The 26,554-nt window shown below is 59.5% G+C and carries 23 protein-coding genes; 12 read left to right on the plus strand and 11 right to left on the minus strand.

Annotated features, from left to right (window positions below):
• Positions 1-80: 80 nt before the first annotated feature.
• From ACA046_RS07690 to ACA046_RS07700, 3 genes are all read right to left on the minus strand, one after another.
• Positions 81-1,259, minus strand: a complete 1,179-nt coding sequence (locus ACA046_RS07690; RefSeq protein WP_003210689.1) for a vWA domain-containing protein — start codon at positions 1,257-1,259, stop codon at positions 81-83.
• Positions 1,260-1,270: 11 nt separating this feature from the next.
• On the minus strand, positions 1,271-2,116 hold the full coding sequence (locus ACA046_RS07695) for an AAA family ATPase (RefSeq protein WP_003210690.1): 846 nt from the start codon (positions 2,114-2,116) through the stop codon (positions 1,271-1,273).
• 236 nt (positions 2,117-2,352) lie between these two features.
• Positions 2,353-3,429: a DUF748 domain-containing protein gene (locus tag ACA046_RS07700; protein ID WP_076014800.1), complete on the minus strand. Its 1,077-nt coding sequence runs from the start codon at positions 3,427-3,429 to the stop codon at positions 2,353-2,355.
• Between the two features lie 123 nt (positions 3,430-3,552).
• Here ACA046_RS07700 and cysK point away from each other — a divergent pair, with 123 nt between their 5' ends.
• The gene (cysK, locus tag ACA046_RS07705; protein WP_063032516.1) at positions 3,553-4,527 is read left to right on the plus strand and encodes a cysteine synthase A; all 975 of its coding nucleotides are present in this window, start codon (positions 3,553-3,555) and stop codon (positions 4,525-4,527) included.
• Positions 4,528-4,713: 186 nt separating this feature from the next.
• Positions 4,714-5,652 carry an aspartyl/asparaginyl beta-hydroxylase domain-containing protein gene (locus ACA046_RS07710; RefSeq protein WP_076014799.1) on the plus strand — a complete coding sequence of 313 codons (939 nt, stop codon included), beginning with the start codon at positions 4,714-4,716 and terminating at the stop codon, positions 5,650-5,652.
• A 43-nt stretch (positions 5,653-5,695) separates the two neighbouring features.
• Here ACA046_RS07710 and ACA046_RS07715 read toward each other — a convergent pair whose 3' ends face one another.
• Complete coding sequence (locus ACA046_RS07715) at positions 5,696-5,869, minus strand: hypothetical protein (protein WP_159442631.1); 174 nt, start codon at positions 5,867-5,869, stop codon at positions 5,696-5,698.
• 43 nt (positions 5,870-5,912) lie between these two features.
• Positions 5,913-6,455, minus strand: a complete 543-nt coding sequence (locus ACA046_RS07720) for a hypothetical protein (RefSeq protein ID WP_497676218.1) — start codon at positions 6,453-6,455, stop codon at positions 5,913-5,915.
• A gap of 448 nt (positions 6,456-6,903) precedes the next feature.
• Between ACA046_RS07720 and ACA046_RS07725 the strand changes: the two genes are divergently transcribed.
• Positions 6,904-7,764, plus strand: a complete 861-nt coding sequence (locus ACA046_RS07725; protein ID WP_459026820.1) for a DMT family transporter — start codon at positions 6,904-6,906, stop codon at positions 7,762-7,764.
• A 31-nt stretch (positions 7,765-7,795) separates the two neighbouring features.
• Here ACA046_RS07725 and ACA046_RS07730 read toward each other — a convergent pair whose 3' ends face one another.
• Together ACA046_RS07730 and ACA046_RS07735 are read right to left on the minus strand one after the other, a co-directional pair.
• Positions 7,796-8,692, minus strand: a complete 897-nt coding sequence (locus ACA046_RS07730; protein ID WP_459026822.1) for a DMT family transporter — start codon at positions 8,690-8,692, stop codon at positions 7,796-7,798.
• Positions 8,693-8,764: 72 nt separating this feature from the next.
• Positions 8,765-10,390, minus strand: coding sequence for a methyl-accepting chemotaxis protein (locus tag ACA046_RS07735; RefSeq protein ID WP_497676219.1), 1,626 nt, complete (start codon positions 10,388-10,390; stop codon positions 8,765-8,767).
• Positions 10,391-10,801: 411 nt separating this feature from the next.
• On the opposite strand from ACA046_RS07735, the gene aceK reads away from it, so the two are divergent.
• The 9 genes from aceK (at position 10,802) to ACA046_RS07780 (ending at position 22,333) form a co-directional block, all read left to right on the plus strand.
• The gene (gene aceK, locus ACA046_RS07740) at positions 10,802-12,523 is read left to right on the plus strand and encodes a bifunctional isocitrate dehydrogenase kinase/phosphatase (RefSeq protein WP_459026826.1); all 1,722 of its coding nucleotides are present in this window, start codon (positions 10,802-10,804) and stop codon (positions 12,521-12,523) included.
• A gap of 70 nt (positions 12,524-12,593) precedes the next feature.
• Complete coding sequence (hrpA, locus tag ACA046_RS07745) at positions 12,594-16,505, plus strand: ATP-dependent RNA helicase HrpA (protein ID WP_497676220.1); 3,912 nt, start codon at positions 12,594-12,596, stop codon at positions 16,503-16,505.
• A 228-nt stretch (positions 16,506-16,733) separates the two neighbouring features.
• Entirely contained in the window at positions 16,734-17,855 is a 1,122-nt protein-coding gene (locus ACA046_RS07750) for a beta-ketoacyl-ACP synthase III (RefSeq protein ID WP_497676221.1), read from the plus strand.
• A gap of 25 nt (positions 17,856-17,880) precedes the next feature.
• On the plus strand, positions 17,881-18,495 hold the full coding sequence (locus ACA046_RS07755) for an RNA polymerase sigma factor (RefSeq protein ID WP_017479164.1): 615 nt from the start codon (positions 17,881-17,883) through the stop codon (positions 18,493-18,495).
• Positions 18,489-18,722: an anti-sigma factor family protein gene (locus ACA046_RS07760; RefSeq protein ID WP_167662711.1), complete on the plus strand. Its 234-nt coding sequence runs from the start codon at positions 18,489-18,491 to the stop codon at positions 18,720-18,722. The genes ACA046_RS07755 and ACA046_RS07760 overlap by 7 nt, the downstream gene beginning before the upstream one ends.
• A 338-nt stretch (positions 18,723-19,060) precedes the next feature.
• On the plus strand, positions 19,061-20,395 hold the full coding sequence (locus tag ACA046_RS07765) for an OprO/OprP family phosphate-selective porin (RefSeq protein ID WP_497676222.1): 1,335 nt from the start codon (positions 19,061-19,063) through the stop codon (positions 20,393-20,395).
• Between the two features lie 229 nt (positions 20,396-20,624).
• Positions 20,625-21,749 (plus strand): GNAT family N-acetyltransferase, encoded by a 1,125-nt coding sequence (locus ACA046_RS07770; RefSeq protein ID WP_497676223.1) that lies wholly within the window; start codon positions 20,625-20,627, stop codon positions 21,747-21,749.
• Positions 21,750-21,828: 79 nt separating this feature from the next.
• Positions 21,829-22,107: a BrnT family toxin gene (locus tag ACA046_RS07775; RefSeq protein ID WP_497676224.1), complete on the plus strand. Its 279-nt coding sequence runs from the start codon at positions 21,829-21,831 to the stop codon at positions 22,105-22,107.
• A complete protein-coding gene (locus ACA046_RS07780; protein ID WP_459026839.1) occupies positions 22,085-22,333 on the plus strand; it encodes a BrnA antitoxin family protein in 249 nt (82 codons plus the stop codon). Before ACA046_RS07775 ends, ACA046_RS07780 begins: the two co-directional genes overlap by 23 nt.
• Before the next feature lie 54 nt (positions 22,334-22,387).
• On the opposite strand, the gene aqpZ is transcribed toward ACA046_RS07780, so the two are convergent.
• The 4 genes from aqpZ to ACA046_RS07800 form a co-directional block, all read right to left on the minus strand.
• A complete protein-coding gene (gene aqpZ / locus ACA046_RS07785; protein WP_318302372.1) occupies positions 22,388-23,086 on the minus strand; it encodes an aquaporin Z in 699 nt (232 codons plus the stop codon).
• Between the two features lie 179 nt (positions 23,087-23,265).
• Entirely contained in the window at positions 23,266-25,098 is a 1,833-nt protein-coding gene (locus ACA046_RS07790; protein WP_459026841.1) for an ABC transporter ATP-binding protein, read from the minus strand.
• A gap of 83 nt (positions 25,099-25,181) precedes the next feature.
• Positions 25,182-25,745: a peptidylprolyl isomerase gene (locus tag ACA046_RS07795; protein WP_076014786.1), complete on the minus strand. Its 564-nt coding sequence runs from the start codon at positions 25,743-25,745 to the stop codon at positions 25,182-25,184.
• A gap of 3 nt (positions 25,746-25,748) precedes the next feature.
• A complete protein-coding gene (locus ACA046_RS07800) occupies positions 25,749-26,552 on the minus strand; it encodes an alpha/beta fold hydrolase (RefSeq protein ID WP_076014785.1) in 804 nt (267 codons plus the stop codon).
• Positions 26,553-26,554 lie beyond the last annotated feature (2 nt).

Below are 26,554 nucleotides of genomic sequence, written 5' to 3' on the forward strand. Positions count from 1 at the left end.
TCACCGAATATATTGGCTGATACACCGCCTTCGCGAGCAAGCCCGCTCCCACATTTGTTCGTGGTTGCCTGGGAAACGGGTTACTTCGACAAAAAGCGCATCCCTTCCTCAAGCCCGCGCAAGGTCAACGGAAACATCTGGTCCTCGATCAAGTCCCGAACAATCCCGGTGGACGCTGTATAGCCCCAAGTATCTTTCGGATACGGATTAATCCAGATCAGCTTCTTGTACTTCTCCATGAACCGCTGCATCCACACATAGCCTGGTTCTTCATTCCAATGCTCGACGCTGCCGCCGGCCTGGGTGATTTCATACGGCGCCATGGCCGCATCGCCGATAAAGATCACTTTGTAGTCGGCGCCGTACTTGTGCAGCAAATCCTGGGTCGAGGTGCGTTCCGAACCCCGGCGCATGTTGTTCTTCCACACCGATTCATAAATGAAGTTGTGGAAGTAGAAATACTCCAGGTGCTTGAACTCGGTCTTGCACGCGGAGAACAGCTCTTCGCAGGTCTTCACATGGGCATCCATCGAGCCGCCGATGTCGAACAGCAACAGCAGCTTGATGGTGTTACGCCGCTCCGGGCGCATCTGGATATTCAGCAACCCGGCATCCCGCGCCGTATGGTCGATGGTGCCGTCGATGTCCAACTCTTCCGCCGCACCCTGACGCGCGAACTTGCGCAGGCGGCGCAGCGCGATCTTGATGTTGCGGGTGCCCAGTTCCACCGAGTCATCGAGGTTCTTGTACTCGCGCTGGTCCCAGACCTTGACCGCCTTGCCCTGGCGTTTGCCGGCATCACCCACGCGAATGCCTTCGGGGTTGAAACCGCCGGAGCCGAACGGGCTGGTACCGCCGGTGCCGATCCATTTGTTGCCGCCGGCATGGCGTTCTTTCTGTTCTTCGAGACGTTTCTTGAACTCTTCGATGAGCTTGTCGAGACCGCCGAGGGACTGGATCTGCGCGCGCTCTTCGTCGGTCAGCGAGCGTTCGAATTCCTTGCGCAGCCAGTCTTCGGGAATCAGTGCCTGCAGGTGATCGTCGAGTTTTTCCAGGCCGTTGAAGTAGGCGCCGAAGGCCCGGTCGAACTTGTCGAAGTGCCGTTCGTCCTTCACCAAAATCGCCCGGGCCAAGTAGTAAAACTCGTCCATGTCGGCGAAGGTCACGCGCTGTTTCAGCGCGTTGATCAGGTCCAGCAGCTCACGCACCGACACCGGCACCTTGGCTGCACGCATTTCATTGAACAGGTTGAGCAGCATGGCAATCGCCCTTATCGGTTACCGCGACGGCTCATGAACGCCAGGCGCTCCAGCAACTGCACGTCTTGCTCGTTCTTCACCAGGGCACCGGCCAGGGGCGGGATGGCTTTGGTAGGGTCGCGCTCGCGCAGTACCGCTTCGCCGATGTTGTCGGCCATCAGCAGCTTGAGCCAGTCGACCAGTTCGGAGGTGGACGGTTTTTTCTTCAGACCCGGGACTTTACGCACGTCGAAGAACACATCGAGGGCTTCGCTGACCAGGTCTTTCTTGATGTCCGGGTAGTGCACGTCGACGATCTTTTGCAGGGTGGTGCGATCCGGGAAGGCGATGTAGTGGAAGAAGCAGCGGCGCAGGAACGCGTCCGGCAGCTCCTTCTCATTGTTGGACGTAATGATGATGATCGGGCGCTTCTTGGCCTTGATGGTCTCGTCGATTTCGTAGACGTAGAACTCCATCTTGTCGAGTTCTTGCAGCAGGTCGTTGGGGAATTCGATGTCGGCCTTGTCGATTTCATCGATCAGCAGGATGACCCGCTCCTCGGACTCAAAGGCTTCCCAGAGCTTGCCCTTTTTCAGGTAGTTGCGCACGTCGTGGACCTTGTCCACGCCCAGCTGCGAGTCCCGCAGGCGGCTTACCGCGTCGTACTCGTACAGGCCCTGATGGGCCTTGGTGGTGGACTTGATGTGCCAGGTGATCAGCTTGGCGCCAAAGGATTCGGCCAGTTGCTCGGCGAGCATGGTCTTGCCGGTGCCCGGTTCGCCCTTGACCAGCAGTGGCCGTTCCAGCGTGATGGCGGCGTTGACGGCCAGTTTCAGGTCATCGGTGGCAACGTAGGCCTGGGTGCCTTCGAACTTCATCTATCAATCCTCGAACGTGACGCCGAACGGTCGGGGACCGAAGCGGGCGAGTAATCAGCTTGCCCCGACTATACCGTGCAGCCCCGGCGACTGTGAACGCAGACGGGCTATTCAGTCTCTGAATTGTAGGAGCGAGCTTGCTCGCGAAAAACGTCAACGATGACGCGTGCATTCTGAATAAACGCGGCGCCTTGAGGCTTTTCGCGAGCAAGCTCGCTCCTACAGGGGCCAATGTTTCAGTCTGCGCTGGGCTTGGGCTGTTCGTAGCGGGCGTTGAAGGCCTGGACGAAACCATTGCGCAAAATCTGCAAAAACGCCTGGAACGCGCTGATATCTTGCTGGTGTACGTTGCCACTCAGCTCCACGCGGGTGGCGAACTGGTTTTTACGCTGGTTCTTCAGCACGGTTTCGCTGACGCCGACCACCGCCTCCCAGATCGATCGGAAGATGCCCTTGTCCTTGTTCTCGACATCCTGCTGCCAGTTGAACACCTCGACATCCCGCAGCAAGGGCTTGATGTAGCCGGTCAATTGGCCTTTTTCAGCCTGGGCTTCCACCACCAGGTCGCCGTTGCCGGCACTGAAGTCGAACTTGCCGTAGGCCGAGGCGAAGTCATTCATGCGCTTGAGTTCGATATCCCGGGCCCGGAAGCGGAATTCGAAGTTTTCGAAATTGCTCAACGGGTCGAACGTGGCGGTGGCTTCCAGCGGCGCCTGGCCCAAAAACAGCGCCTTGCCGTCGAAGCGCGCGTCGCGCTGGCCTTTGACGTCCACCACATTGGTCAGGTTGTAGAAGCTGGCGTTGACCTGGGTCGCGTACATATTGACCGGCGGTTTCGAGCTGAAGTTGTGGAAGGCGATTTTCCCGTCGTCGATGCGCACCTCGTTCAGGGTGATCGGCAACAGTTTGCTCAGTTGGGCCCGCCAGTCGGTGCCCTGACCGGTCTGGGATGCCTGCTTGTTGGTGCCGCCGTCGACGAAGTTCAGCTCCGGCTTGATGAACTGTGCCTCCGCCACCACTGCGTGGTCGTACCACAGCGAATGCCAACTCACCGACAGGTCGATCACCGGCGCCTTCACGAACGGTACCGGCACCTTGCCGTCGACCTTGACGATCTGCAACCCGTTGATTCGATAGGCGCCGCGCCACAGCGCCAGGTCGACATCGGTGACCTGGCCACGGTAATCGCCCATGTCGGCGAGTTTGTCATTCAGGTAATTGCGCACCAGATAGGGCAGGGCGATATCCAGGACGACCAGCAGTACCACGACCCCGACAAGGGTCCAGAGCGGCCAACTGTAGCGACGTTTCATAGGAATTTTCTCCATCCGTGTAGGCGATTGACTCCTACAGCCGCTGGACGTTCGCTTGACTGGACGCTTCGCAACACGAGGCATACCCTTGGGACCTTCCTGAAATTGCCTTAAGGACCCGTTATGAGCCGCATTTTTGCAGACAACGCGCACTCCATCGGTAACACGCCCCTGGTTCAGATCAACCGCATCGCCCCGCGTGGCGTGACCATCCTGGCCAAGATCGAAGGGCGTAACCCGGGGTATTCGGTGAAGTGCCGGATTGGCGCAAACATGATCTGGGACGCCGAAGGCAGCGGCAAACTCAAACCGGGCATGACCATTGTCGAGCCGACTTCCGGCAATACCGGGATCGGCCTGGCGTTTGTTGCCGCCGCCCGTGGCTACAAGCTGTTGCTGACCATGCCCGCCTCCATGAGCATTGAGCGACGCAAGGTGCTCAAGGCCCTCGGCGCCGAACTGGTGTTGACCGAGCCGGCCAAGGGCATGAAGGGCGCGATCGAAAAAGCCGGCGAAATCCTCGCCAGCGACCCGGCCAAGTACTTTATGCCGGCCCAGTTCGAAAACCCGGCCAACCCCGCGATCCACGAGAAAACCACCGGTCCGGAAATCTGGAATGACACGGATGGTGCGGTAGACGTGCTGGTGGCAGGCGTGGGCACCGGTGGCACCATCACCGGGGTGTCGCGCTATATCAAGAACACCCAGGGCAAGCCGATCCTGTCAGTGGCGGTGGAACCGATCAGCTCGCCGGTGATTACCCAGGCGCTGGCCGGTGAAGAGATCAAGCCCAGCCCCCACAAGATCCAGGGCATTGGCGCCGGTTTTGTGCCGAAAAACCTCGACCTGTCGATGGTCGACCGGGTCGAACTGGTCAGCGACGAAGAGTCCAAGGCCATGGCGTTGCGCTTGATGCAGGAGGAGGGGATTTTGTGCGGTATCTCCTGCGGCGCGGCAATGGCCGTGGCGGTGCGCCTGGCAGAGAAGCCGGAAATGCAGGGCAAGACCATCGTGGTGGTGCTTCCGGACTCCGGTGAACGTTACCTGTCGAGCATGTTGTTCGCCGATTTGTTTACCGATCAGGAAAACCAGGCTTGATTCAAATCAGCACGATAGCGCGGCCCTTATGCATAATTGGCCCGTTATCGCGCACCACTAGATGCTGATTGTTGGAGTGCGCGGGTTTTTCCCGAGGCCCGGAGTGTTTATCATGGCCGGCTGCTACGTCTGGTTTCCCCATAACGGGAGGCTAATGGCCAGACGCCTATTTCCAGGAGTTGCTGCATGACCTTTTCTTTGGCCGCCAAACTGTCGGTGTTGCTGCTGTTCATCGGCAGCACGCTGTATGTGCATTTGCGTGGCAAGGCCCGTTTGCCGATGTTGCGTCAGTTCGTCAACCATTCGGCGCTGTTCGCCCCGTATAACGCCTTGATGTACATCTTTTCCGCCGTGCCGTCCAAGCCGTACCTGGACCGCAGCAAGTTTCCGGAGCTGGACGTGCTCAAGGACAACTGGGAGGTGATTCGCGAAGAGGCCATGCACCTGTTTGACGAGGGCTACATCCGCGCGGCCGAGAAGAACAACGACGCCGGTTTCGGTTCGTTCTTCAAGAAGGGCTGGAAGCGTTTCTACCTCAAGTGGTACGACAAACCGTTGCCGTCGGCTGAACTGCTGTGCCCGAAAACCGTGGCCCTGGTCAGCAGCATTCCCAACGTCAAGGGCGCGATGTTTGCCCTGTTGCCCGGTGGTAGCCACCTCAACCCGCACCGTGACCCGTTTGCCGGTTCCCTGCGTTACCACCTGGGGCTGTCCACGCCGAACTCCGACGACTGCCGCATCTTCGTCGACGGCCAGGTGTATGCCTGGCGTGACGGTGAAGACGTGATGTTCGACGAGACCTACGTGCACTGGGTGAAGAACGAAACCGAGCACACCCGGGTGATCCTGTTCTGCGACATCGAACGCCCGCTGAGCAGCCGCGTGATGACGCGCATCAACCGTTGGGTCAGCGCGCAGTTGGGCCGCGCTACCGCGCCGCAGAACCTGGATGATGAACGCGTTGGCGGGATCAACCAGGCGTATGCCTGGAGCAAGCGCTTCAGCGACAGCTTCAGCGGCGTGGTCAAGCAGTGGAAGCGCAAGCATCCGAAGGCTTATCGCATCCTGCGGCCGGTGTTGGCGGTGGTGGTGCTGACGGCGTTGGGGTATTGGTTGTTTGGTTAAGGCTTTTACAGGCATAAAAAAACCGCTCGATTGAGCGGTTTTTTTATGCTTTTGATTTGTCGGGGTTGCCCGCTAATAGGCTGGGCTCATCAACGCTGGTCGTCATGGCTGCACTGAGAAAACGACGCTGATTGGCGGTGAGTGCTGGTGCTCCAGGCTCTTTTATTAGCTTCGATGATGATTTCTGGGTGACGGAGTTTTTAGGAGCTGCTCCCATATTAGCCTCCACTGTTGATCAATAATTGAGCATGGTTACGATGCTAAGCCTTCTCTACTGCTATCACAAGCCTTCCTTGGGAGTCGAAGTCAAAGCCTAGATTTCTATAGACGGGAATTGCACCAGCCGCGGGTTCTTGAATCTCTATCCACTGACTGCCAATGATCTGTGCGTAATGATCAACGGCGATCATCGTCAGCGCAGCGATACGGCTTTTCAATGGATGGGTTTTTCCGGGTTTTCCTTCTAGGCGGATGATTTTGATCCGCAACCGACTTTGATTTGGGTTGGCAAAGCACAATCCACATAATTCGACGTCGAACCAAATGGACAGGTCAAACGCCAGTGGCTCATGCGCTTTCCACGTTGCAATCTCCTCCCAGTAAAAGTGTGGGGCCTCATCCCATTCTTGATAGGCAATCAATGCCTCGGTGTTGATGGGCTCAAATCGTACCTTGGTCAAGTCGACGTCATTGCTTTCATCCTGTTTAAGGGCTTCGTACCACTGCCTTGTAGAGGCTTTCGCAAGGTGTAGCGCCTTTGAGCGGTATAACTGATAACGCAGAGAATCGGGTTTTTTTGGCATTGGTCATCATGAGTTAAAAGCCCCCCGGATTCGGAGCGGATTGGTTTTTCCCAAGGCTAGTGGCGTTGACCCAAGCTGTCCTTACTGGCCTTTTGGCGAAGTCATTGCAAAGCATGTCCCCAGCTGGTTATAGTCGGCCACAGGTGTTCTCAGACACCTTGTTTATCCCCTCAAAAAAGATCAGCACATGCCAGCTTCCTTGCGCATAGCGGTAGTCGATTCAGCGGTCATCGCTGCGGTCGTGCCGTGCGGGAGCCAGCAGCCTGCGCAGATCAGTCACTACCCCCCACCTGTCAGTAGCACGCCGGTGTACGCAGTCGTATCACCGCCGGGTGTTGGCATTTCGGGCTGATCAGCTGATGGCTGTTTCCCTGTGCCCGCCTGAAAAAAACCTACTGAATTTCAGCCTTTGCTGAGTTGGCTTTTTGCCTGATTACAGGTGGTACCCATGTCTGTTCTTTCGAAACAATCCGTGGCCGCGGCGGCCTCGACGAGCCTGTTTGTCTTGTTGTGGAGCAGCGGGGCGATTTTCTCCAAATGGGGCCTGGCCCACGCTTCGCCCTTTGCGTTTTTGCTGATCCGTTTTGCCATCGCCCTGGCGGGGTTGGTGATACTGGTCCCGATCCTCAAGCTGAAGTTGCCGCGCCCTGGCAGGCCGATGCTCTACGCGGCGGCCACCGGGCTGGTGTTGTTGGGGGCCTACCAGATTTTCTATCTGCTGGCCCTGGACCTCAAAGTCACGCCCGGCATGATGGCGACCATCATGGGTGTGCAGCCGATCCTGACCGTGGTGTTGATGGAGCGTCAGCGTTCCTGGAGCCGGATGTTCGGCCTGGCGCTGGGGTTGGCGGGGTTGATCATGGTGGTGTATCAGGGCATCGGCATGTCCGGCATGTCACTGGCGGGCATGCTCTTTGGCCTGTTGGCCCTGGCCAGCATGACCTTTGGCTCGATCATGCAGAAGCGCATCACCGATAACCCGCTGGGCACGCTGCCGGTGCAGTACCTGGCCGGCTTGTTGTTGTGCTCGGTGTTTGTACCGTTCCAACCATTCCACTTTGAACACAGCAGCGGCTTTTTCGTGCCGGTGCTGTGGATGGGGTTGGTGGTGTCGCTGCTGGCGACGCTGTTGCTGTACCGGCTGATCGCTCGGGGCAACCTGGTGAATGTCACCAGCTTGTTCTACCTGGTGCCCGCGGTGACGGCGGTGATGGATTACCTGATCTTCGGCAACAAGCTGGCAATCCTGAGCTTGCTGGGGATGGGCCTGATCATTGTCGGATTGGCTTTTGTATTCCGTAAGAGCTGATCAACCCCACGCTGTAGGAGCCGAAACGCTCCTACAGCTTCCCGGCCAATTTCCCCGGGCGGAGCACCAGCCACAACGCTCCCGCAATCAACAGCCCGCCATACAGATGCGCCATGGACAGCGGCTCATCCAGCAGCAACGCCCCCCACAACACCCCGAACGGCGGAATCATGAAGGTCACGGTCATCGACTTCACCGGGCCGATGGACGTCAGCAAGCGGAAGTACAGGATGTAGGCAAACGCCGTACATACCAGTCCCAACCCCAACAAAGACATCCACACAGGCCAGCCGCCCCAACTGACCGGTGGATGGCTGATGGCACTCCAGGCAAACATCGGCAGCAGAAACAGCGTGGCCCCGAGCATGCTGCCCAAGGCCGCGAGGCGGCTGTCCAGCCCGCCCCGTTGATCGAGCCAGCGCCTTGCCAGGAAGCCCGCAAAGCCATAACAGGTAGTCGCCAACAAGCACGCCAGCGCGCCCATCAGCAGTTCCATGTCGAAGGCCACCGGCCCGGCTCGGGTCAGGATGCCAACGCCGAACAGCCCCAGGCACACTCCGGCAACTTTCGACGGTGTCAGGCGCTCACTGAAAAACAGCCCGCCAATCAGCACGCCCATCAGCGGCGTCGTGGCATTGAAGATCGCCGAGTAACCGGCCGGCAGCACTTGGGCCGCCACCGAATACATGGTCGCGGGAATCCCCGAGTTGATGACGCCCAGCAACAGGACCGTCTTGAACTTGCCCTGGAAATCCCAGCTCACCCGCATCATGGCGAGGATCACCAGCAGCCCGGTGGCGGCAATCGACACCCGGAAAAATGCCGTAGGAATGGTGCCGATTTCCGGCGCGATAATTCGCATGAACAAAAAACTCGCGCCCCAGATAGCGGCCAGCACCAACAGGTGCAGGGTGTCGACAGGTCTCACGGAAAAACTCCTGTTTGATAAGGGCGGAAGTGTTGCCCACGGACCTGTCTGACACAATCGCTAATACATGTTTTACAGCACGAAACGCGTCACCAAGCCATTGAGGTCTACCGCCAGCCGCGACAGTTCCTGGCTGGCCGCCGAGGTCTGGGTGGCACCGGCGGCGGTTTGTGTCGACAGGTCCCGGATGTTCACCAGGCTGCGGTCCACCTCACGCGCCACCAACGCTTGCTGCTCGGCGGCGCTGGCGATCACCAGGTTGCGCTGGCTGATCTGCGAGATCGCCGCGGTGATTTTCTCCAGTGCACAGCCGGCGCTGTTGGCCCGCTGCAAGGTCAGGCCGGCGTGTTCGGCGCTGCTGTTCAAGGCACCGACGGTGTCCTGGGTGCCTTGCTGGATACCGTTGATCATCTGCTCGATTTCTTCGGTGGAGTCCTGAGTGCGTTGCGCCAGGGAGCGCACTTCGTCCGCCACCACGGCAAAACCGCGACCGGCCTCGCCTGCGCGGGCCGCCTCAATCGCCGCGTTGAGCGCCAGCAGGTTGGTCTGGCCGGCAATCCCGCGAATTACTTCGAGTACCTTGCTGATGTCCTGGGCCTGCACCGCCAGGCCTTCGGCCTTGGTCGAGGCCTCGAGCACTTCGTCCACCAGGTTCTGGATCGAGCTGATGGTTTCGCTGATCTGGTAGTGGCCGTGCTTGCTGTCTTCGTCGGAGGCCTTGGACGCTTCGGCGCTGGACACCGCATTGCCCGCCACTTCGTCCACTGCCGCGCTCATCTGCGTCACCGCGGTGGCAGCCTGTTCGATTTCATCGTTCTGCGCCTGCAGGCCGCGAGTGCTCTGTTCCATCACCGAACTCATCTCTTCGGCCGCCGAGGCCAACTGCTGCGACGATTCGCTGATGCCACGGAGGGTGTCCTGCAGGTTGGTCTGCATGGTGGCCAATGCGCTGAGCAATTGCGCCGGCTCATCCTTGCCTTCCACGACGATCGGCCGGCTCAGGTCGCCGGACGCGATGGTGCGGGCCACCGTCAGTGCCTGGCCAATGGGCGTGGTGATGCTGCGGGTCAGCAGCCAGGCCAGCAGTAACGTTGCCATCAGGGCGGTGACGATGATGCTGCCGACCACCCATTGGGCGCTGGTGTACATCTGCGCCGCCGACGTTGCGGCGTCTTCCACACCTTTTTGGTTGAAGGTGATCATGTCTTCCAGGCTTTTATTGAGGACCATGCCTTGGGGCGCCAGGCGGCTGTTGAGCAGGTCCATGGCGTTTTGCTGCTGGTCCTGGTCGACCAGTTGAATCATCTGGGCGACGATCGTCATGTAGCTCGCAACGTTGGCTTTCAACTGCTTGAGCAGGTCGCGTTCTTGCTCGCTGCTCAGCAGGGTTTCGTGACGGTTCAGCAGTTCTTCAAGGTCGCCGCGCTGGCGGGTGATCAGGTTTCTGCTGTTGTCACGCACCCGGGACTCGTCGGTGGTGAGCAAGCGCAACGCTTCCAGGCGGATGCTGGCAACATAGGCGGCGCTGTCGTGAATGTTTTCAATGCTTGGCATCCACGATTCTTCGATGATCAGCGCGCTTTCCCGCAGCTTGGCCATCTGGCCTAAACCAAACAGGCCGACCACGATCAACAGGCTGGCCAAAACCCCGAAACTCAGACTGGCGCGCAGACCGATCCCCATATTCCTCAATGACATCTCAATGCTCCTTGGGCGATTAGAACCTGTTCCCGGACCGGTCTTCTGACCTTGTTAGGTGGGAGAGGGCGCGCTATATAGCAAAGAGCCATCATGAGGGTAATCAGGGTTTCCCTTACGTTGGATCCAATGCTCCAAAGGGAACCGAGGTCCAGCGTGCTAGAGCAAATACTCGGGTTTTCCACGGGCTCCCGGGGGAGGCCCGTGGTTAGAGGCCTTCAGATGAAACGTTTAACTTGGCTGAAATGACTTTGAGGTTTTTTATTGACCGAATAGTCGACTTAATAAAATTGAAAATAAATGTACAAAGTGAACAAACCTGTACAAGGCTGAACGAAAAAATGTCCCTTCTCCTGTTCCTGCACACTGGCTAAGCTCAGCTCACTCCAAATGCCCGCAGAGGTTTCCCAAATGCCGCAGCAAACGCCAGCCCTCGACATTGCACAGATGATCCTCGACGGCTTCGACGACTACCGCGAGCACTTCCGCCAGATAACCGATGGCGCCCGGGAGCGTTTCGAAAAGGCGCAGTGGCAGCAAGGGCAGGCGGCCTCGGCGGCACGCATCAACCTGTATGAAGACAAGGTCAGTGAAGTCACGGCGCGGCTGCGGGCAGCCTTCGATGAAGCGGTATTACTCGACATTGCCGCCTGGCCGCTGGTGAAAAGCGCCTACATCAGCCTGATCGACCTGCGGTTTGATGATGAGCTGTCCGAGACCTGGTACAACTCGACGTTTTGCGGGCTGTTCAGCCATGACCTGATCAGCGACGGTTGCATGTTCATTCACACCACGCGGCCCAGCCTGCGCCGTGCCCGAGCCGCGCAAACCCGCACCTACAAGCCGGGCGGCAAGCTGACGGGCATGCTGGAACAGATTTTTGCCGACTACAGTTTCAGCGAACCCTACGCCGACTTGCCCGCCGACCTGCGTCGCCTGGAAGCGCAATTGCGCGAGAACCTGCCAGATTGGGTCTGCAAGGACCCGGACCTCAACGTCGAACTATTCTCCTCGGTGCTGTACCGCAACAAAGGCGCGTACCTCGTAGGACGCATCTACACCCGCGACGAACAGTGGCCGCTGGTGATCCCGCTGCTGCACCGGGAAGGGCGCGGCATCCAGATCGACGCGCTGATCACCGACGAAGCGGATGTGTCGATCATCTTCTCGTTCACCCGCTCCTATTTCATGGTGGATGTGCCGGTGCCGGCGGAGTTTATCGGCTTCCTCAAGCGCATCCTGCCGGGCAAGCACATCGCCGAGCTGTACACCTCCATCGGCTTCTACAAGCACGGCAAATCCGAATTCTACCGGGCGTTGATCAACCACCTCGCCACCACCGACGACCAGTTCATCATGGCCCCGGGCGTGCGCGGCATGGTCATGAGCGTGTTTACCCTGCCGGGCTTCAACACCGTGTTCAAGATCATCAAGGACCGCTTTTCACCGTCGAAAAACGTCAACCGTGCCACGGTGATCGAGAAGTACCGGCTGGTGAAAAGTGTTGACCGGGTCGGGCGCATGGCTGATACCCAGGAGTTCGCCGACTTCCGTTTTCCGTTGAGCAAGTTCGAGCCTGAATGCCTGGCCGAGTTGCTTGAAGTCGCCGCCGGCACCGTCGAAGTGGAAGGCGATACGGTGCTGATCCGCCACTGCTGGACCGAGCGGCGCATGACCCCGCTCAATCTCTACCTGGAAAACGCCAACGAAGCCCAGGTGCGCGAAGCGCTGGAAGACTACGGCCTGGCGATCAAGCAACTGGCGGCGGCAAATATTTTCCCCGGCGACATGCTGCTGAAGAATTTCGGCGTTACCCGTCACGGTCGCGTGGTGTTCTACGACTATGACGAAATCTGCTTTCTCACCGAGGCTAACTTCCGCCACATCCCCGCGCCGCGTACCCCGGAAGATGAAATGGCTTCCGAGCCCTGGTACTCCATCGGTCCGCTGGATGTGTTCCCGGAGGAGTTTCCGCCATTCCTGTTTGCCGATGCCAGCCAGCGCCGGCTGTTCGACGAACTGCACGGCGAGTTGTACAACGCCGACTACTGGAAAGGCCTGCAAGACGCGATTCGCGCCGGCAAGGTGATTGACGTGTTTCCCTACCGTCGCAAGGGCCTGGACAACGAATGAGGGGAGCGCGTGGCGGCGCTTTTCTGCGACAATCCGCCCCCTGCATACATAGACGACCTTTGCGTACCTGATGACTGACCAAGCGCCCGCTATCGACCAACTGCTGAAAAACCTCGATCACGCCATGCTCGCCGACCGCCACCGCTTGCGGCGGCAGCTGCTTGAGCTGCGCAAGAAACCCGATGAGGAAAAACTTGCGCAGTGGGTGACGCGGATGCAGGCCTCCTGCGCGCAAGTGACGGCGCGGCGTGCCAGCTTGCCGGTGATTCGCTATGACGACAGTCTGCCGATCGCCGCCAAGCGCGACGAAATCAAGGCGGCGCTGCTCAAGCATCAGGTGCTGATCATTGCCGGTGAGACCGGCTCGGGTAAAACCACGCAGTTGCCGAAAATCTGCCTGGAAATCGGCCGCGGCCAATACGGCCTGATCGGCCATACCCAGCCGCGCCGGATTGCGGCGCGCAGTGTTGCCAGCCGGGTCGCCGAAGAGTTGGCCACGCCGCTGGGTGCGTTGGTCGGCTATCAGGTGCGCTTCGAAGACCAGAGCGATTCCAACACCCTGATCAAGCTGATGACCGACGGCATCCTGCTGGCCGAAACCCAGAACGACCGCTACCTCGAACGCTACGACACGATCATCGTCGACGAAGCCCACGAGCGCAGCCTGAACATCGACTTCCTGCTGGGCTACCTGAAAACCCTGCTGCCGCGTCGTCCCGATCTGAAGGTCATCATTACCTCGGCGACCATCGACCTGGAGCGCTTTTCCAAGCACTTCGACGATGCGCCGATTGTCGAGGTGTCGGGCCGCACCTTCCCGGTGGAAACCTGGTACCGCCCGCTGACCCTGGAGCAGGACGAGGAGGGCAACCGCGTCGAGGACGACCTGACCGTCGACCAGGCGATTCTCGCCACCCTCGACGAAATTGCCGCCTTTGAACGCAGCGAGCGCAAGAGCCCCGGCGATGTGCTGGTGTTCCTGCCCGGCGAGCGCGAGATTCGCGACGCTGCCGACATGCTGCGCAAGGCCCAGCTCAAGCACACCGAAATCCTGCCGCTGTATGCGCGCCTGTCACCGGCCGAGCAACAGCGGATTTTCCAGTCCCACCCGGGCCGGCGCGTGGTGCTGGCGACCAACGTCGCGGAAACCTCGCTGACCGTGCCGGGCATTCGGTATGTGATCGACAGCGGCACCGCGCGCATCAGCCGCTACAGCTACCGCGCCAAGGTCCAGCGCTTGCCGATCGAGGCAATTTCCCAGGCCAGCGCCAACCAGCGTAAAGGCCGGTGCGGACGCGTTGAACCTGGCATTTGCGTGCGCCTGTTCAGCGAAGAAGACTTTATCGGGCGTCCGGAATTTACCGACCCGGAAATCCTGCGGACCAACCTCGCGGCCGTGATCCTGCAGATGCTGCACCTGCGCCTGGGCGAGATCACCGACTTCCCGTTTATCGAGCCGCCGGATGGCAAGGCCATCAGCGACGGTTTCAATTTGCTGCAAGAGTTGTCGGCCGTCGACCGTAACAGCCAACTCACCCCGATGGGCCGCCAGTTGGCGCGTTTGCCGGTGGACCCGCGCATGGGCCGCATGTTGCTGGAAGCCGCCAAGCTCGGCAGCTTGCAGGAAGTGCTGATCGTTGCCAGCGCCATGTCGATCCAGGACCCGCGCGAGCGTCCGCCGGAACGCCAGCAAGCCGCCGACCAGGCTCACGCACAGTGGAAGGACCCGGATTCGGACTTCGCCGGATTGGTGAATCTATGGCGTGGTTTTGAAGAACAGCGCCAGGAACTGACCGCCAGCCCGCTGCGCAACTGGTGCCGCAAGAATTTCCTGAATTACCTGCGCCTGCGGGAGTGGCGTGACTCCCATCGCCAGTTGAGCCTGATCTGCCGCGACATGCAGCTGACCGTCAACAAGGAACCGGCGGACTTCCCGAAACTGCACAAGGCGGTGCTGTCCGGCCTGCTGAGCCAGATCGGCCAGAAAACCGAAGACGGGGATTACCTGGGCGCGCGTCAGCGGCGTTTCTGGATTCACCCTTCCTCGGGCATCGGCAAGAAGCGCCCGCAATGGCTGATGACCGCCGAACTGGTGGAAACCACCAAGCTGTATGCGCGGATGGTGGCCAAGATCGACGCCGACTGGATCGAGCCGTTGGCCGGGCACTTGATCAAGAAAAACCACTTCGAACCCCATTGGGAGAAGAAGCGCGGCCAAGTGGTGGCGTTTGAGCAGATCACTCTGTTCGGGTTGATCATCGTCGGTCGCCGGCCGGTGCATTACGGGCCGATTGATCCGGTGACGTCCCGTGAGCTGTTTATCCGTGAAGGCTTGGTGCGCGGCGAGATTCAGTCCCGGGCCCGCTGCCTGACGGCCAACCAGCAACTGCTGGAGCAGCTCGACGAGCTGGAAGCCAAGGCCCGCCGGCGCGACATCCTGGCGGACGAAGAAACCCTGTACGCCTTCTACGATGCGCGCCTGCCCGCCGAGATCCACCAGACCGCAACCTTCGACAGTTGGTACAAGGTCAACAGCCAGAAAGACCCGCAACTACTGATCATGCGCGAAGAAGACGTGCTGGCCCGCGAGGCCAGTGAAGTCACTGCCGCCCATTACCCCGACACCTTGCACCTGGGCGACCTGGCCCTGGCCTTGAGTTATCACTTCGAGCCCAACCATCCCCGGGACGGCGTGACCTTGCGCGTGCCGGCGCCGCTGTTGCCGGCCTTGCCGCCCGAGCGCCTGGAATGGCTGGTGCCCGGTGTGATTGAGGCCAAGTGCATTGCCCTGGTGCGCAACTTGCCCAAGGCCCTGCGCAAGAACTTCGTGCCGGTGCCGGATTTCGTCAAGGCAGCCCTGCAACGCATCGAATTTGGCCAAGGCTCGTTGCCCCAGGCGCTGGGGCGCGAATTGTTGCGCATGACCGGGGCACGGGTCAGCGATGAAGCCTGGGCCGAGGCCGCGCAACAGGTGGAAAACCACCTGAAGATGAACCTTGAAGTGGTCGACGGCCAAGGCAAGTTCCTCGGTGAAGGCCGCGACCTGGCCGAGCTGACCGCACGTTTCGCTGAAGCCAGCCAGGCCGCGTTGGCCGTACCGCAGACGGCGAAAAGCCAGCAGCCGGTGGAAGCCAAGGTGTTCGCGGCGGTGGCCGAGAAAACCCAGCAAAACATCGCCGGGTTGTCGATGACGGTGTATCCGGCATTGGTGGAAGAAAACGGCACGGTCAAGGAAGGGCGTTTCTCCACCGCCGCCGAGGCGGAGTTCCAGCACCGTCGGGCCTTGCAACGTTTGCTGCTGCAGCAATTGGCCGAGCCGGCAAAATTCCTGCGGGGCAAGTTGCCCGGCCTGACCGAGTTGGGGCTGATGTACCGCGAGCTGGGGCGTATCGAAGCCTTGGTGGAAGACATTCTGCTGGCCAGCCTTGACAGCTGCGTGCTGGAAGGCGAAGCCAGCCTGCCGCGTGACGGCGCCGGCCTGGCCGCCTTGGCCGAGCGCAAGCGCGGCAGTTGGGCCGAACATGCCGAGCGCCAGGCGCGCTTGACCCTCGAAATCCTGAAACTGTGGCATGGCCTGCAAAAACGCTTCAAAGGCAAGATTGACCTGGCCCAGGCTGTGGCTCTCAATGACATCAAGCAGCAACTGAGCAACCTGGTGTATCCCGGTTTCGTGCGGGAAACCCCGGCGCAATGGTTCAAGGAGCTGCCGCGTTTCCTCAAGACCATCGAGTTGCGCCTGGAGAAACTGCCGAGCCAGGTGCAGAAGGATCGGGTCTGGAGTACCGAGCTGGGTGGGTTGTGGAGCCAGTATCAGAATCGCCTCAACAAGCACGCCCAGGAAGGCAAGCGCGACCCTCAGCTGGAGCTGTATCGCTGGTGGCTGGAGGAATACCGGGTGTCGCTGTTTGCGCAGCAGTTGGGCACCAAGGTGCCGATTTCCGACAAGCGTCTGAGCAAGCAATGGAGCCTGGTCGAAGCGTGACCACGATCCTGGGGACAGGCGCCTGTCGAGCAAATGGCGCCAAACCCCAGGCTTTATGGCAAACTTCGCGGTTATAAATGCCGGGATCGTCGAGTTGGGCTGGCGCAGCCGTGGCGCGATGGAATAAAGCGTTACCAGTTTGAAGGCCGCTGGGCGGCATAAAACTACTTACGGTTTGGTACGACGGTACCAATACCCTTCTGCCTGAACAGATTTAGAGGAACGACCGTGCATAACGTCGTCATCAGCGGCACAGGCCTGTACACCCCGGCCAACAGCATCTCCAACGAAGAGCTGGTGCAGTCTTTCAATGCTTACGTGCAACAGTTCAACCTGGATAACGCCGCAGCCATCGAACGCGGCGACGTCGAGCCACTGACTGAATCCAGCGCCGCCTTCATCGAAAAGGCCTCGGGCATCAAGAGCCGCTTTGTCATGGACAAGGCTGGCATTCTCGACCCGCAGCGCATGGCGCCGCGCCTGCCGGAGCGCTCCAACGACGAGTGGTCGATCCTCTGCCAGATGGCCGTGGGTGCTGCCGAGCAAGCCTTGCAGCGCGCCGGCAAGACCGCCGCCGACATCGATGGTGTGATCGTTGCCTGTTCCAACCTGCAGCGGGCGTACCCGGCGATTGCCATTGAAGTCCAGGAAGCGCTGGGTATCCAGGGTTTCGGCTTTGACATGAACGTGGCCTGTTCCTCGGCGACCTTCGGTATCCAGAATGCCGCCAACAGCATCCAGTTGGGCCAGGCCCGGGCGATCCTGATGGTCAACCCGGAGATTTGCACCGGCCACCTGAACTTCCGCGACCGCGACAGCCATTTCATCTTTGGCGATGCGGCCACCGCCGTGATTCTCGAGCGGGCCGACCTGGCCACTTCCGCGCATCAGTTCGACGTGGTGAGCACCAAGCTGCTGACCAAGTTCTCCAACAACATCCGCAATAACTTCGGCTTCCTCAACCGCGCAGCAGAAGAGGGCATTGGCGCCCCCGACAAGCTGTTCGTGCAAGAAGGCCGCAAAGTCTTCCGTGATGTCTGCCCGATGGTCGCTGAGTTGATCGGCAAGCACCTGTCGGAAAACCAGCTGAATGTCGGCGATGTGAAGCGCTTCTGGCTGCACCAGGCCAACCTCAGCATGAACCACCTGATCGTCAAGAAACTGCTGGGCCGTGAGGCTTCGGTGGAAGAAGCGCCGGTGATCCTCGATACTTACGCCAACACCAGCTCCGCGGGTTCGGTGATTGCGTTTCACACCTACCAGGACGACTTGCCCAAGGGCGCGGTGGCCGTGCTCAGCTCGTTTGGCGCCGGGTATTCGATTGGTAGCGTGATTCTGCGCAAACGCTGATCATGTTTTGAAATCGAGGTCTTGAATGGCAGCAGCGGACGACGCGCACCTGCTTGAACGATTGCTCAAGGGTGAGCAGCGGGCGTACAAGGAGTTGGTCACCACCTACCAAAGCGCGATGCGTGCCGTGGCCTATGCCATCGTTGGCCAGCGCCATGCCGATGAGGTGGTCCAGGACGCCTGGCTGTCGGTGGTGCGCAACCTGGCGAAGTTCGAGGGACGCTCCAGCCTCAAGACCTGGCTGCTGACCATCACGGCCAACTCGGCAAAAGGCCGCTACAAGCAAAATCGCCGGGAAGTGCTGCTTGATGACCTGCCGTCACCCCACGGCACCATCGGCGATGATCGCTTTGTGCCTGACGATGGCCACTGGGCCGTCGCGCCGTTTGCCTGGCATCAGGACACTCCCGAAGCGCTGCTTACCGAAGACGAACTGCGTAAATGCCTTGAGCACACACTGGCGAGTCTTTCCGAACTGCAAAGCAGCGTGCTGCTGCTGCGCGAGCGTCAGGGCCTGGAGTTGGAGGAGATTTGTAATCTTCTGACGCTATCGCTCTCAAATGTTCGTGTGCTGTTGCATCGAGCACGGCTTAAAGTCTTCGCCACGGTGGAGCATTTTGAGGAAACCGGCGAATGTTGACCTGTAAAGAACAAGTGGCGCGTTCCAGCGACTATCTCGATGGGCAACTGACCTTTCGCGAACGCCTGTTGGTGCGTCATCACCTGATGTTCTGCGCCAACTGCCGACGCTTTATCCGGCAGATGCGCTTGATGCAGGCGACACTGAAGATCCTGCCCGAGCCGCCCATCGCCGATGTCGACGCGTTGGCCGAACGCCTGGCCGCCGAGCGTTCCCGCGACCAGTAATACCCGTCACTTTTCACACAAAAACCAAGCCCGCATCGATAAATGATGCGGGCTTTTTTTTGCTCAAAAATAATCAACATGAAAAATTCTTCATTTTTCTCGGGTGTTTTTACATTTTGCAACATCTGGCATTTTCACCAGTTTTAAGGGCTGGAGCCTTGATTTACGTAGGCTTCAGCTTATTTCCAATGGCTATAAAAAAGTTCCCGAGTAACAAAATCTTTATGTTCCAGCAACCCGGCTGAAATATCCCCTCGCCAAGATCGCCCCCCAACACCAGCGGCTCTAAACCGCGTGTTTTACCAATGCACAAGACCATCAATTAGGGGAATTCTTCGATGATCCGTAAGCACTTCGCCGGTTTCGCGGCCAGCGCCTTGGCCCTGGCTGTCACCGCCCAGGCTTTCGCCGGTACTGTCACAACTGACGGCGCCGATATCGTTGTCAAAACCAAGGGCGGCCTTGAGGTTGCAACCACCGACCAGAATTTCAGCTTCAAGCTGGGTGGTCGTTTGCAGGCCGATTACGGCACGTTTGATGGCTATTACACCAAGAACGGTGACTCGGCTGATGCGGCCTATTTCCGCCGCGCCTACATCGAGTTTGGCGGCACCGTCTACAAGGACTGGAAATACCAGGTCAACTACGACCTGTCCCATAACTCCGGCAACGCAGACGATGGCTACTTCGATGAAGCGTCCATGTCCTACACCGGTTTCAAGCCTGTCGTGATTCGCGCCGGTCGCTTCGACGAAGACTTCGGCCTGGAAAAAGCCACCAGCTCCAAGTGGGTCACCGGCGTTGACCGCAACGCAGCGTATGAAGTCGCGGACTGGATCCACTCCCACGCCAACGGCATGGGCATCCAGGCCAGCTCGGTGGTCGGCGACATGGCTTACCTGTCGGCCAGCGTTTCTTCCAAGGACATCAACGACAAGAACGGCAAAGGCGTGAAGCAATTCAACGCCCGTGCGGTGTTCGCGCCGATGCATGACACCGGCAACGTGCTGCACCTGGGCCTGGATTACGCGGTACGTGACCTGAAGGACACAGCCTTCGACTCGCGTATTCGTCCGCGTCTTGGGGTTCGCGGCGTTTCCACCAACGGCGGCAACGATGCGGGCGCCAACGGCAACCGTGCGACCTTCGGCGGCGGTGTGGGTCTGGATTCCGGCAGCCTGACGGCGAACGATGCCTACGACACCGACACCGTTTTCGGCGGCGAATTTGCATTCGCCCGTGGTCCGTTGTCCCTGCAGGGCGAATATCTGAACCGCAAGCTGAAGGCCGACAGCAGTGCCTATCAGGACGTGAAAGCCAGCGGCTTCTACGGCCAGGTGGCCTACACCCTGACCGGCGAGTCCCGTGTCTACAAACTCGACGGTGCCAAGTTCGACACCATCAAGCCCGAGAACAAGCAGTACGGCGCGTGGGAAGTGTTCTACCGTTACGACAACATCACCGTTGATGACAAAAACGTAGTGCGCAACACCGCCACCCGTGAAGTGGGCGATGCCAAGGCCAACATGAACATCATCGGGGTGAACTGGTACGCCAACGAGGCGGTAAAAGTCTCCGCCAACTACATCAAGGCCAAGACCGACAACGTGGTTAACGCCGCCGGCGACGACAGTGGCGACGCTATCGTGGCCCGCGTGCAGTACGTGTTCTAAGCAACCTGTAATACCGCTCCAAAGCGCTCTTTCTTCATCCGTCAAAGCGCTCCTCATTTGGTTTGCCCCGCCGTTTGGCGGGGCTTTTTTTTGCGTCGGGTCTGGTAGGCGCGAGCTTGCTCGTGAAGAACCAGAGGTCGCCGCGTTCTGTCAGAATGGTCGCGTTATCGTTAACGACCATCGCGAGCAAGCTCGCTCCTACACAAAGCCGTGACCGTCGGGGAATGGGATGCCGTTACAACGTTTGAATAACCTGTCCGAGATTGCGCCCGATGAATGGAATGCGTTGGTCCCCGCTGATCAGCCGTTTCTGCGCCATGCGTTCCTCAGTGCCCTGGAAGACAGCGCCAGCATCGGCCCGCACTCTGGCTGGCAGCCGGAGCATTTGCTGCACTATGAAGGTGGCCGGCTGATCGCCGCGTTGCCCAGCTACCGCAAATGGCATTCCTATGGCGAATATGTGTTCGACCATGGTTGGGCTGACGCCTGCGAGCGTGCCGGCATTGATTACTACCCGAAGCTGCTGACGGCCGTGCCCTTCAGCCCGGTCAGCGGCCCGCGTCTGTTGGCTGCCAGCGCCGAGGACGGTTTCGAGCTGCTTAAAAGCCTGCCCGGTTACCTGGAGATCGAAGGCCTTTCCAGCGCCCATATCAACTTTACCGACGCCCTGGCGGATACCGCGCTGGCTCAACAGCCAGGCTGGCTGCGACGCCTGGGCTGCCAGTTTCATTGGCAGAACCGGGGTTACCGTGACTTCCAGGACTTCCTCGACGCCTTGAGTTCGCGCAAGCGTAAACAGATGCGCAAAGAACGTGAACAGGTGGCGGGGCAGGGCATTGAGTTTGAATGGTTGCAGGGCCATGAGTTGAGCGAGGCGCAGTGGGATTTTGTCTATGCCTGTTACGCCAATACTTACGCCATCCGCCGACAATCGCCGTACCTGACCCGGAATTTTTTCAGCCTGCTGGCCGAGCGCATGCCGGAGGCGATTCGTGTGGTGCTGGCCAAACAAGGCTCACGGCCGGTGGCCATGGCCTTCAGCCTGATCGGCGGCGACAGCTTTTACGGGCGTTACTGGGGCTGCCTGGCCGAGTTCGACAGGCTGCATTTCGAGACGTGTTTCTATCAGGGCATGGACTACGCGATTGCCCATGGCCTGCAGCGTTTTGACGCCGGTGCTCAAGGCGAGCACAAGTTGATTCGCGGGTTTGAGCCGGTGATCACGCATTCCTGGCATTACCTGCGACATCCGGGATTGAAGACGGCGGTGGCGGATTTCCTGGAGCGCGAAAGCGTGGGGATTCTCGCGTATGCCGAGGAGGCGAGGGCAGCCCTGCCTTATCGGCAGGGCTGAACCACTGATCGGTTGACAGGTGCCGAGGGCGGGAGCACTTCGCTATAGTGTATGTACAAAAGTAAATACAGGATGCACCATGCGTTTTGAGTGGGATGAATCCAAAAACCAAGTAAACATCCGCAAGCACGGCATAGACTTCAACGACGTATCGGATATTTTTCAACATCCAATATTGTCACAACGTGATTCTCGGACGGATTATGACGAAGAACGCTGGGTCAGCATTGGCTGGATAAAATTACTGGTAGGTGTAGTTGTATACACCGAGAGGCGGGGTGACGTAATTCGCATTATTTCCGCCCGAAAAGCAACCAAACTGGAGGCCAAATACTATGTCGAAAGCATCGAAAACTGACTGGGAGCGCCTGGCTAAGATGGACGATCGGGAGATCGATACCAGCGACATCCAAGAGTTGGGAGAAGACTTCTTCCGTCGTGCCGAATTGCGTGTGCCGGTCAAGCAGGCAGTTACTATCCGTCTGGATGCTGACGTTCTTGAGTGGTTCAAGGGGCAAGGGACTGGCTATCAGACGCGTATCAATCAGTTGCTGCGCCAGTATATGCAGGCACATCAAGGCTGATAGAGCACTGGCGAGGTCAGCCCTGCCTTACCGGCAGGGCTGAATCCGTTTGGCTCAGGCGGTTTTTTCCGCGCCCAGCCATCGATAGGTAATGCCGCCGATCACTGCACCCAGGATCGGCGCGAGCCAGAACATCCACAGTTGCTGGAGCGCCCAGCCGCCGACAATCAGTGCCGGGCCAGTACTGCGGGCCGGGTTGACCGAGGTGTTGGTGACCGGGATCGAGATCAGGTGGATCAGCGTCAACGCGAGGCCGATGGCGATCGGCGCGAACCCCGCCGGCACACGGCGGTCGGTGGCGCCGAGGATGATCAGCACGAACATCGCCGTCATCACCAGCTCACAGACAAAGCCTGCCGCCATCGAATAACCACCGGGTGAATGCTCGCCGTAGCCGTTGCTGGCCAGGCCCGAGGCCAGTTCGAACCCTGGCTTGCCGCTGGCGATGTAATACAGCAACGCGGCGGCGACGATGCCGCCGATGACCTGGGAGATGATGTACGCCGGTAACTCCCTGGCCGGAAACCTTCCGCCCACTACCAGCCCCACTGACACCGCCGGGTTAAGGTGGCAACCGCTGATGTGCCCGATGGCAAATGCCATGGTCAGCACTGTGAGCCCGAACGCCAGGGCCACACCCAGTACCCCGATCCCGACAGGCGACGACGCAGCCAGTACCGCACTGCCGCAGCCACCCAACACCAGCCAAAACGTACCCAGTCCTTCCGTAACGGAACGCTTGAACAGTGACATGAACACATCCTTAGTAGATTGCTCTATCTGATTAACGGGTCTGTGACGCTTCCCTGCTGCCTTAAATCTGGGCCCTCCTGGGGCCTGATTGCAGTACAGCAGGATTGTGTCGCAAGACCAGCGGGATAGAGAAAACTGTCAGAATTGTTCGGAATTGAGGGTGCAGTTAACCAACGGAATCAGTCTATTCCGACGAACCCGCCGGTCTGGTGTTGCCACAATCGTGCATACAAACCGCCGTGTGCGAGCAATTCGGCATGGCTGCCGGTCTCGGCAATCTGGCCTTTTTCCAGCACCACCAGCCTGTCCATTCTGGCAATGGTGGAAAGCCGGTGGGCAATGGCGATTACCGTCTTGCCCTGCATCAGGGTTTCCAGGCTTTCCTGGATTGCCGCTTCGACTTCCGAATCCAGTGCCGAGGTGGCTTCGTCCATGATCAGGATCGGCGCGTCCTTGAGCAGCACCCGCGCGATGGCGATCCGCTGACGTTGCCCGCCGGAGAGTTTGACCCCGCGTTCACCGACGTGGGCGTCCAGGCCAGTACGGCCCTCGGCATCCGACAGCAACGGGATGAACTCGTCGGCGCGGGCCTTGTGCACCGCGGCCCAAAGCTCTTCGTCGGTAGCGTCCGGCTTGCCATACAGCAGGTTGTCGCGGATCGAGCGGTGCAGCAGCGAGGTGTCCTGGGTGATCATGCCGATCTGTTCGCGCAGGGTTTCCTGGGCGACTTCGGCGATGTTCTGGCCGTCGATCAGGATGCGTCCGCCTTGCAGGTCGTACAAGCGCAGCAGCAGGTTGACCAGAGTGGATTTACCCGCGCCGGATGGACCGATCAGGCCGATTTTTTCACCCGCTTTAATGTCCAGGTTCAGGCCGCCGATGATTCCGCTCTTCTTGCCGTAGTGGAAGTCCACCTGATCGAACCGCACCTCGCCATGGGGCACTTCCAGGCGCGGGGCATTCTCACGGTCGGTGACTGCCAGCGGCTGGGCGATGGTTTTCAGGCCGTCCTGAACCATACCGATATTTTCAAAAATGCCGTTGACCACCCACATGATCCAGCCGGACATGTTGACGATACGAATCACCAGGCCGGTGGCAAGGGCGATGGCGCCTACCGAAATCAAGGATTGGGTCCACAGCCACAAGGCGAGGCCGGTGGTGAAGACAATCAGCAGGCCGTTCATGGTGGTGATCACGATGTCCATGCTGGTCACGACGCGGCTGGCCAACTGGGTTTTCTCGGTCTGCTCGACGATGGCTTCCTTGGCGTAGTTCTGCTCGAAATTCGTATGAGCGAACAGCTTCAAGGTGGTGATGTTGGTGTAGCCGTCGACAATCCGTCCCATCAATTTGGAACGTGCCTCGGAGGAAATCACCGAGCGTTCCTTGACCCGTGGCACGAAGTACCGCAGGGCCAGGCTGTAGGCGATGATCCAGGTAATCAGCGGGATCATCAGGCGCCAGTCGGCTTCGGCGAACAGCACCAGGGCGCTGATGGCGTAGATCGCCACGTGCCAGATCGCGTCCACGGCGGCCACCGCGGAGTCGCGCAGGGAGTTGCCGGTTTGCATGATGCGCTGGGCAATGCGCCCGGCGAAGTCGTTCTGGAAAAAATTCAGGCTCTGCTTGAGCACATAGTTGTGGTTCTGCCAGCGGATCAGGCTGGTCATGCCCGGGCTGATGGTCTGGTGCACCAGCAGGTCATGCAGGGCGCCGAAGATCGGGCGCAGCAGCAGGGCGACCACGGCCATCCAGATCAGCTCATTGGCGTGGATCTGGAAGAAGTTGGCGGGCGGCGTGCCCTGGGCCAGGTCGATGATGCGACTCAGGTAGCTGAACAGCGCCACTTCGATCAGCGCACCGATCAGGCCCACCACCAGCAAGGCGGCAAAACACGGCCACACCTGGCGCAGGTAATAGATGTAGAACGGCAGGACTTTATCGGGAGGGGCCGCGCTGGGAGCATCGCGGAAGATGTCGATCAGTTGTTCAAAACGACGATAGAGCATTAGGTATGACGCCCGCGCGGCGGGCTCTCCTGTTCAAAGGCGCGCGGTGCCTCGGGGGCACCGCGCGAAACTCCCTGTAGCCTTCAGTCGATGCGCTTGGCCGACTTGATCAGGACAGGATCGATTGGCACGTTCTGCATGCCCTGTTTGGTGGTGGTTTGCGAGTTGACGATGATGTCGACCACGTCCATGCCCTTGACCACTTTGGCGAATACCGCGTAACCGGCATCACGGCCGGGGTCGAGGAAGGCATTGTCCGCAACGTTGATGAAGAATTGGCTGGTGGCGGAGTTCGGGTCGTTGGTACGTGCCATCGACAGGGTGCCACGCACGTTATGCAGGCCGTTGCTGGCTTCGTTCTTGATCGGTGCTTCGGTCGGCTTTTGCGACATTTGCGACGTGAACCCACCGCCCTGCACCATGAACCCCGGGATTACCCGGTGAAAAATGGTGTTGGTGTAGAAGCCCTTGTCGACATAGGCCAGGAAGTTCTTGGTACTGATCGGGGCCTTGACCGGGTCCAGTTCGATTTCGATGTCGCCATTGGTGGTGCTGATCAAGACGTGGGGTGCCTTGGCGGGTTCGGCCGCCATCAGGTTGGCAGCGAACAGTACGGAACCGGCAAAGAAGGCGATTTTTTTCAGCATGGGTCAGTGATCCTGGGTTGTGGTTTCGACTGTCTTGAGAAAATCGAGCAGGGTGTTGTTGAAGTGTTCGGGTTGATCCAGCGGCGTGGCATGGCGGGAATCCTCGATCACCACCAGCCGCGCATCGGGCAGCAGTTTTACATAGATTTCTTTCTGCGCCACGGGCGTGTAGTCGTGGTCGGCGCTGATGACCAGGGTTGGACAGGAGATTTTCGAAAGTTGTTCCTGTACGCCCCAGCCAACAATCGCATCGAAGCTGGCGAGGTAAGCACGTTTGTCGTTTTTTGCCCAGCGTTCAGCCATCTTGCGGCGCAGTTCGGCCTGTTCGGGCTTGGGAAACAGCATGTTGCCCAGGGCTTTGCCGATGGTGCTCAGGCTGAGGACGCGCGCCAGGCTCCAGCGCTTGGCCCACTGCCAATAATCGCCGGCAGTGCGAACCTTGACCTGGGGCGCACTGTTGACGATGCACAGGCTCTTGAGCATTTGCGGCTCATCCACCGCCAGTTGAAAGGCGATCATGCCGCCCATGGACAGGCCCACCACGTGGGCCGGGGGCAGTTGCAGGTGTTCGATCAAGGCCACCAGGTCGGCGGTGAAGCCCGCGATGCTGTAGCGCTCCCGGGGTTTGTCGGAGCGTCCGTGACCGCGCACGTCTACCAACACCAGCCGGTAGTGCTGCGCCAACACGGGCACCTGCAACTCCCAATCCAGGCAACTGGAGCCCAGGCCGTGGATCAGGATCAGCGGCGCGCCATGGCCATATTCCTCGTAATGCAGGGTGCAACCTTCATGTTCGAAATAGGCCATGG

The sequence above is a fragment of the Pseudomonas sp. LBUM1641 genome, from assembly GCF_059716235.1.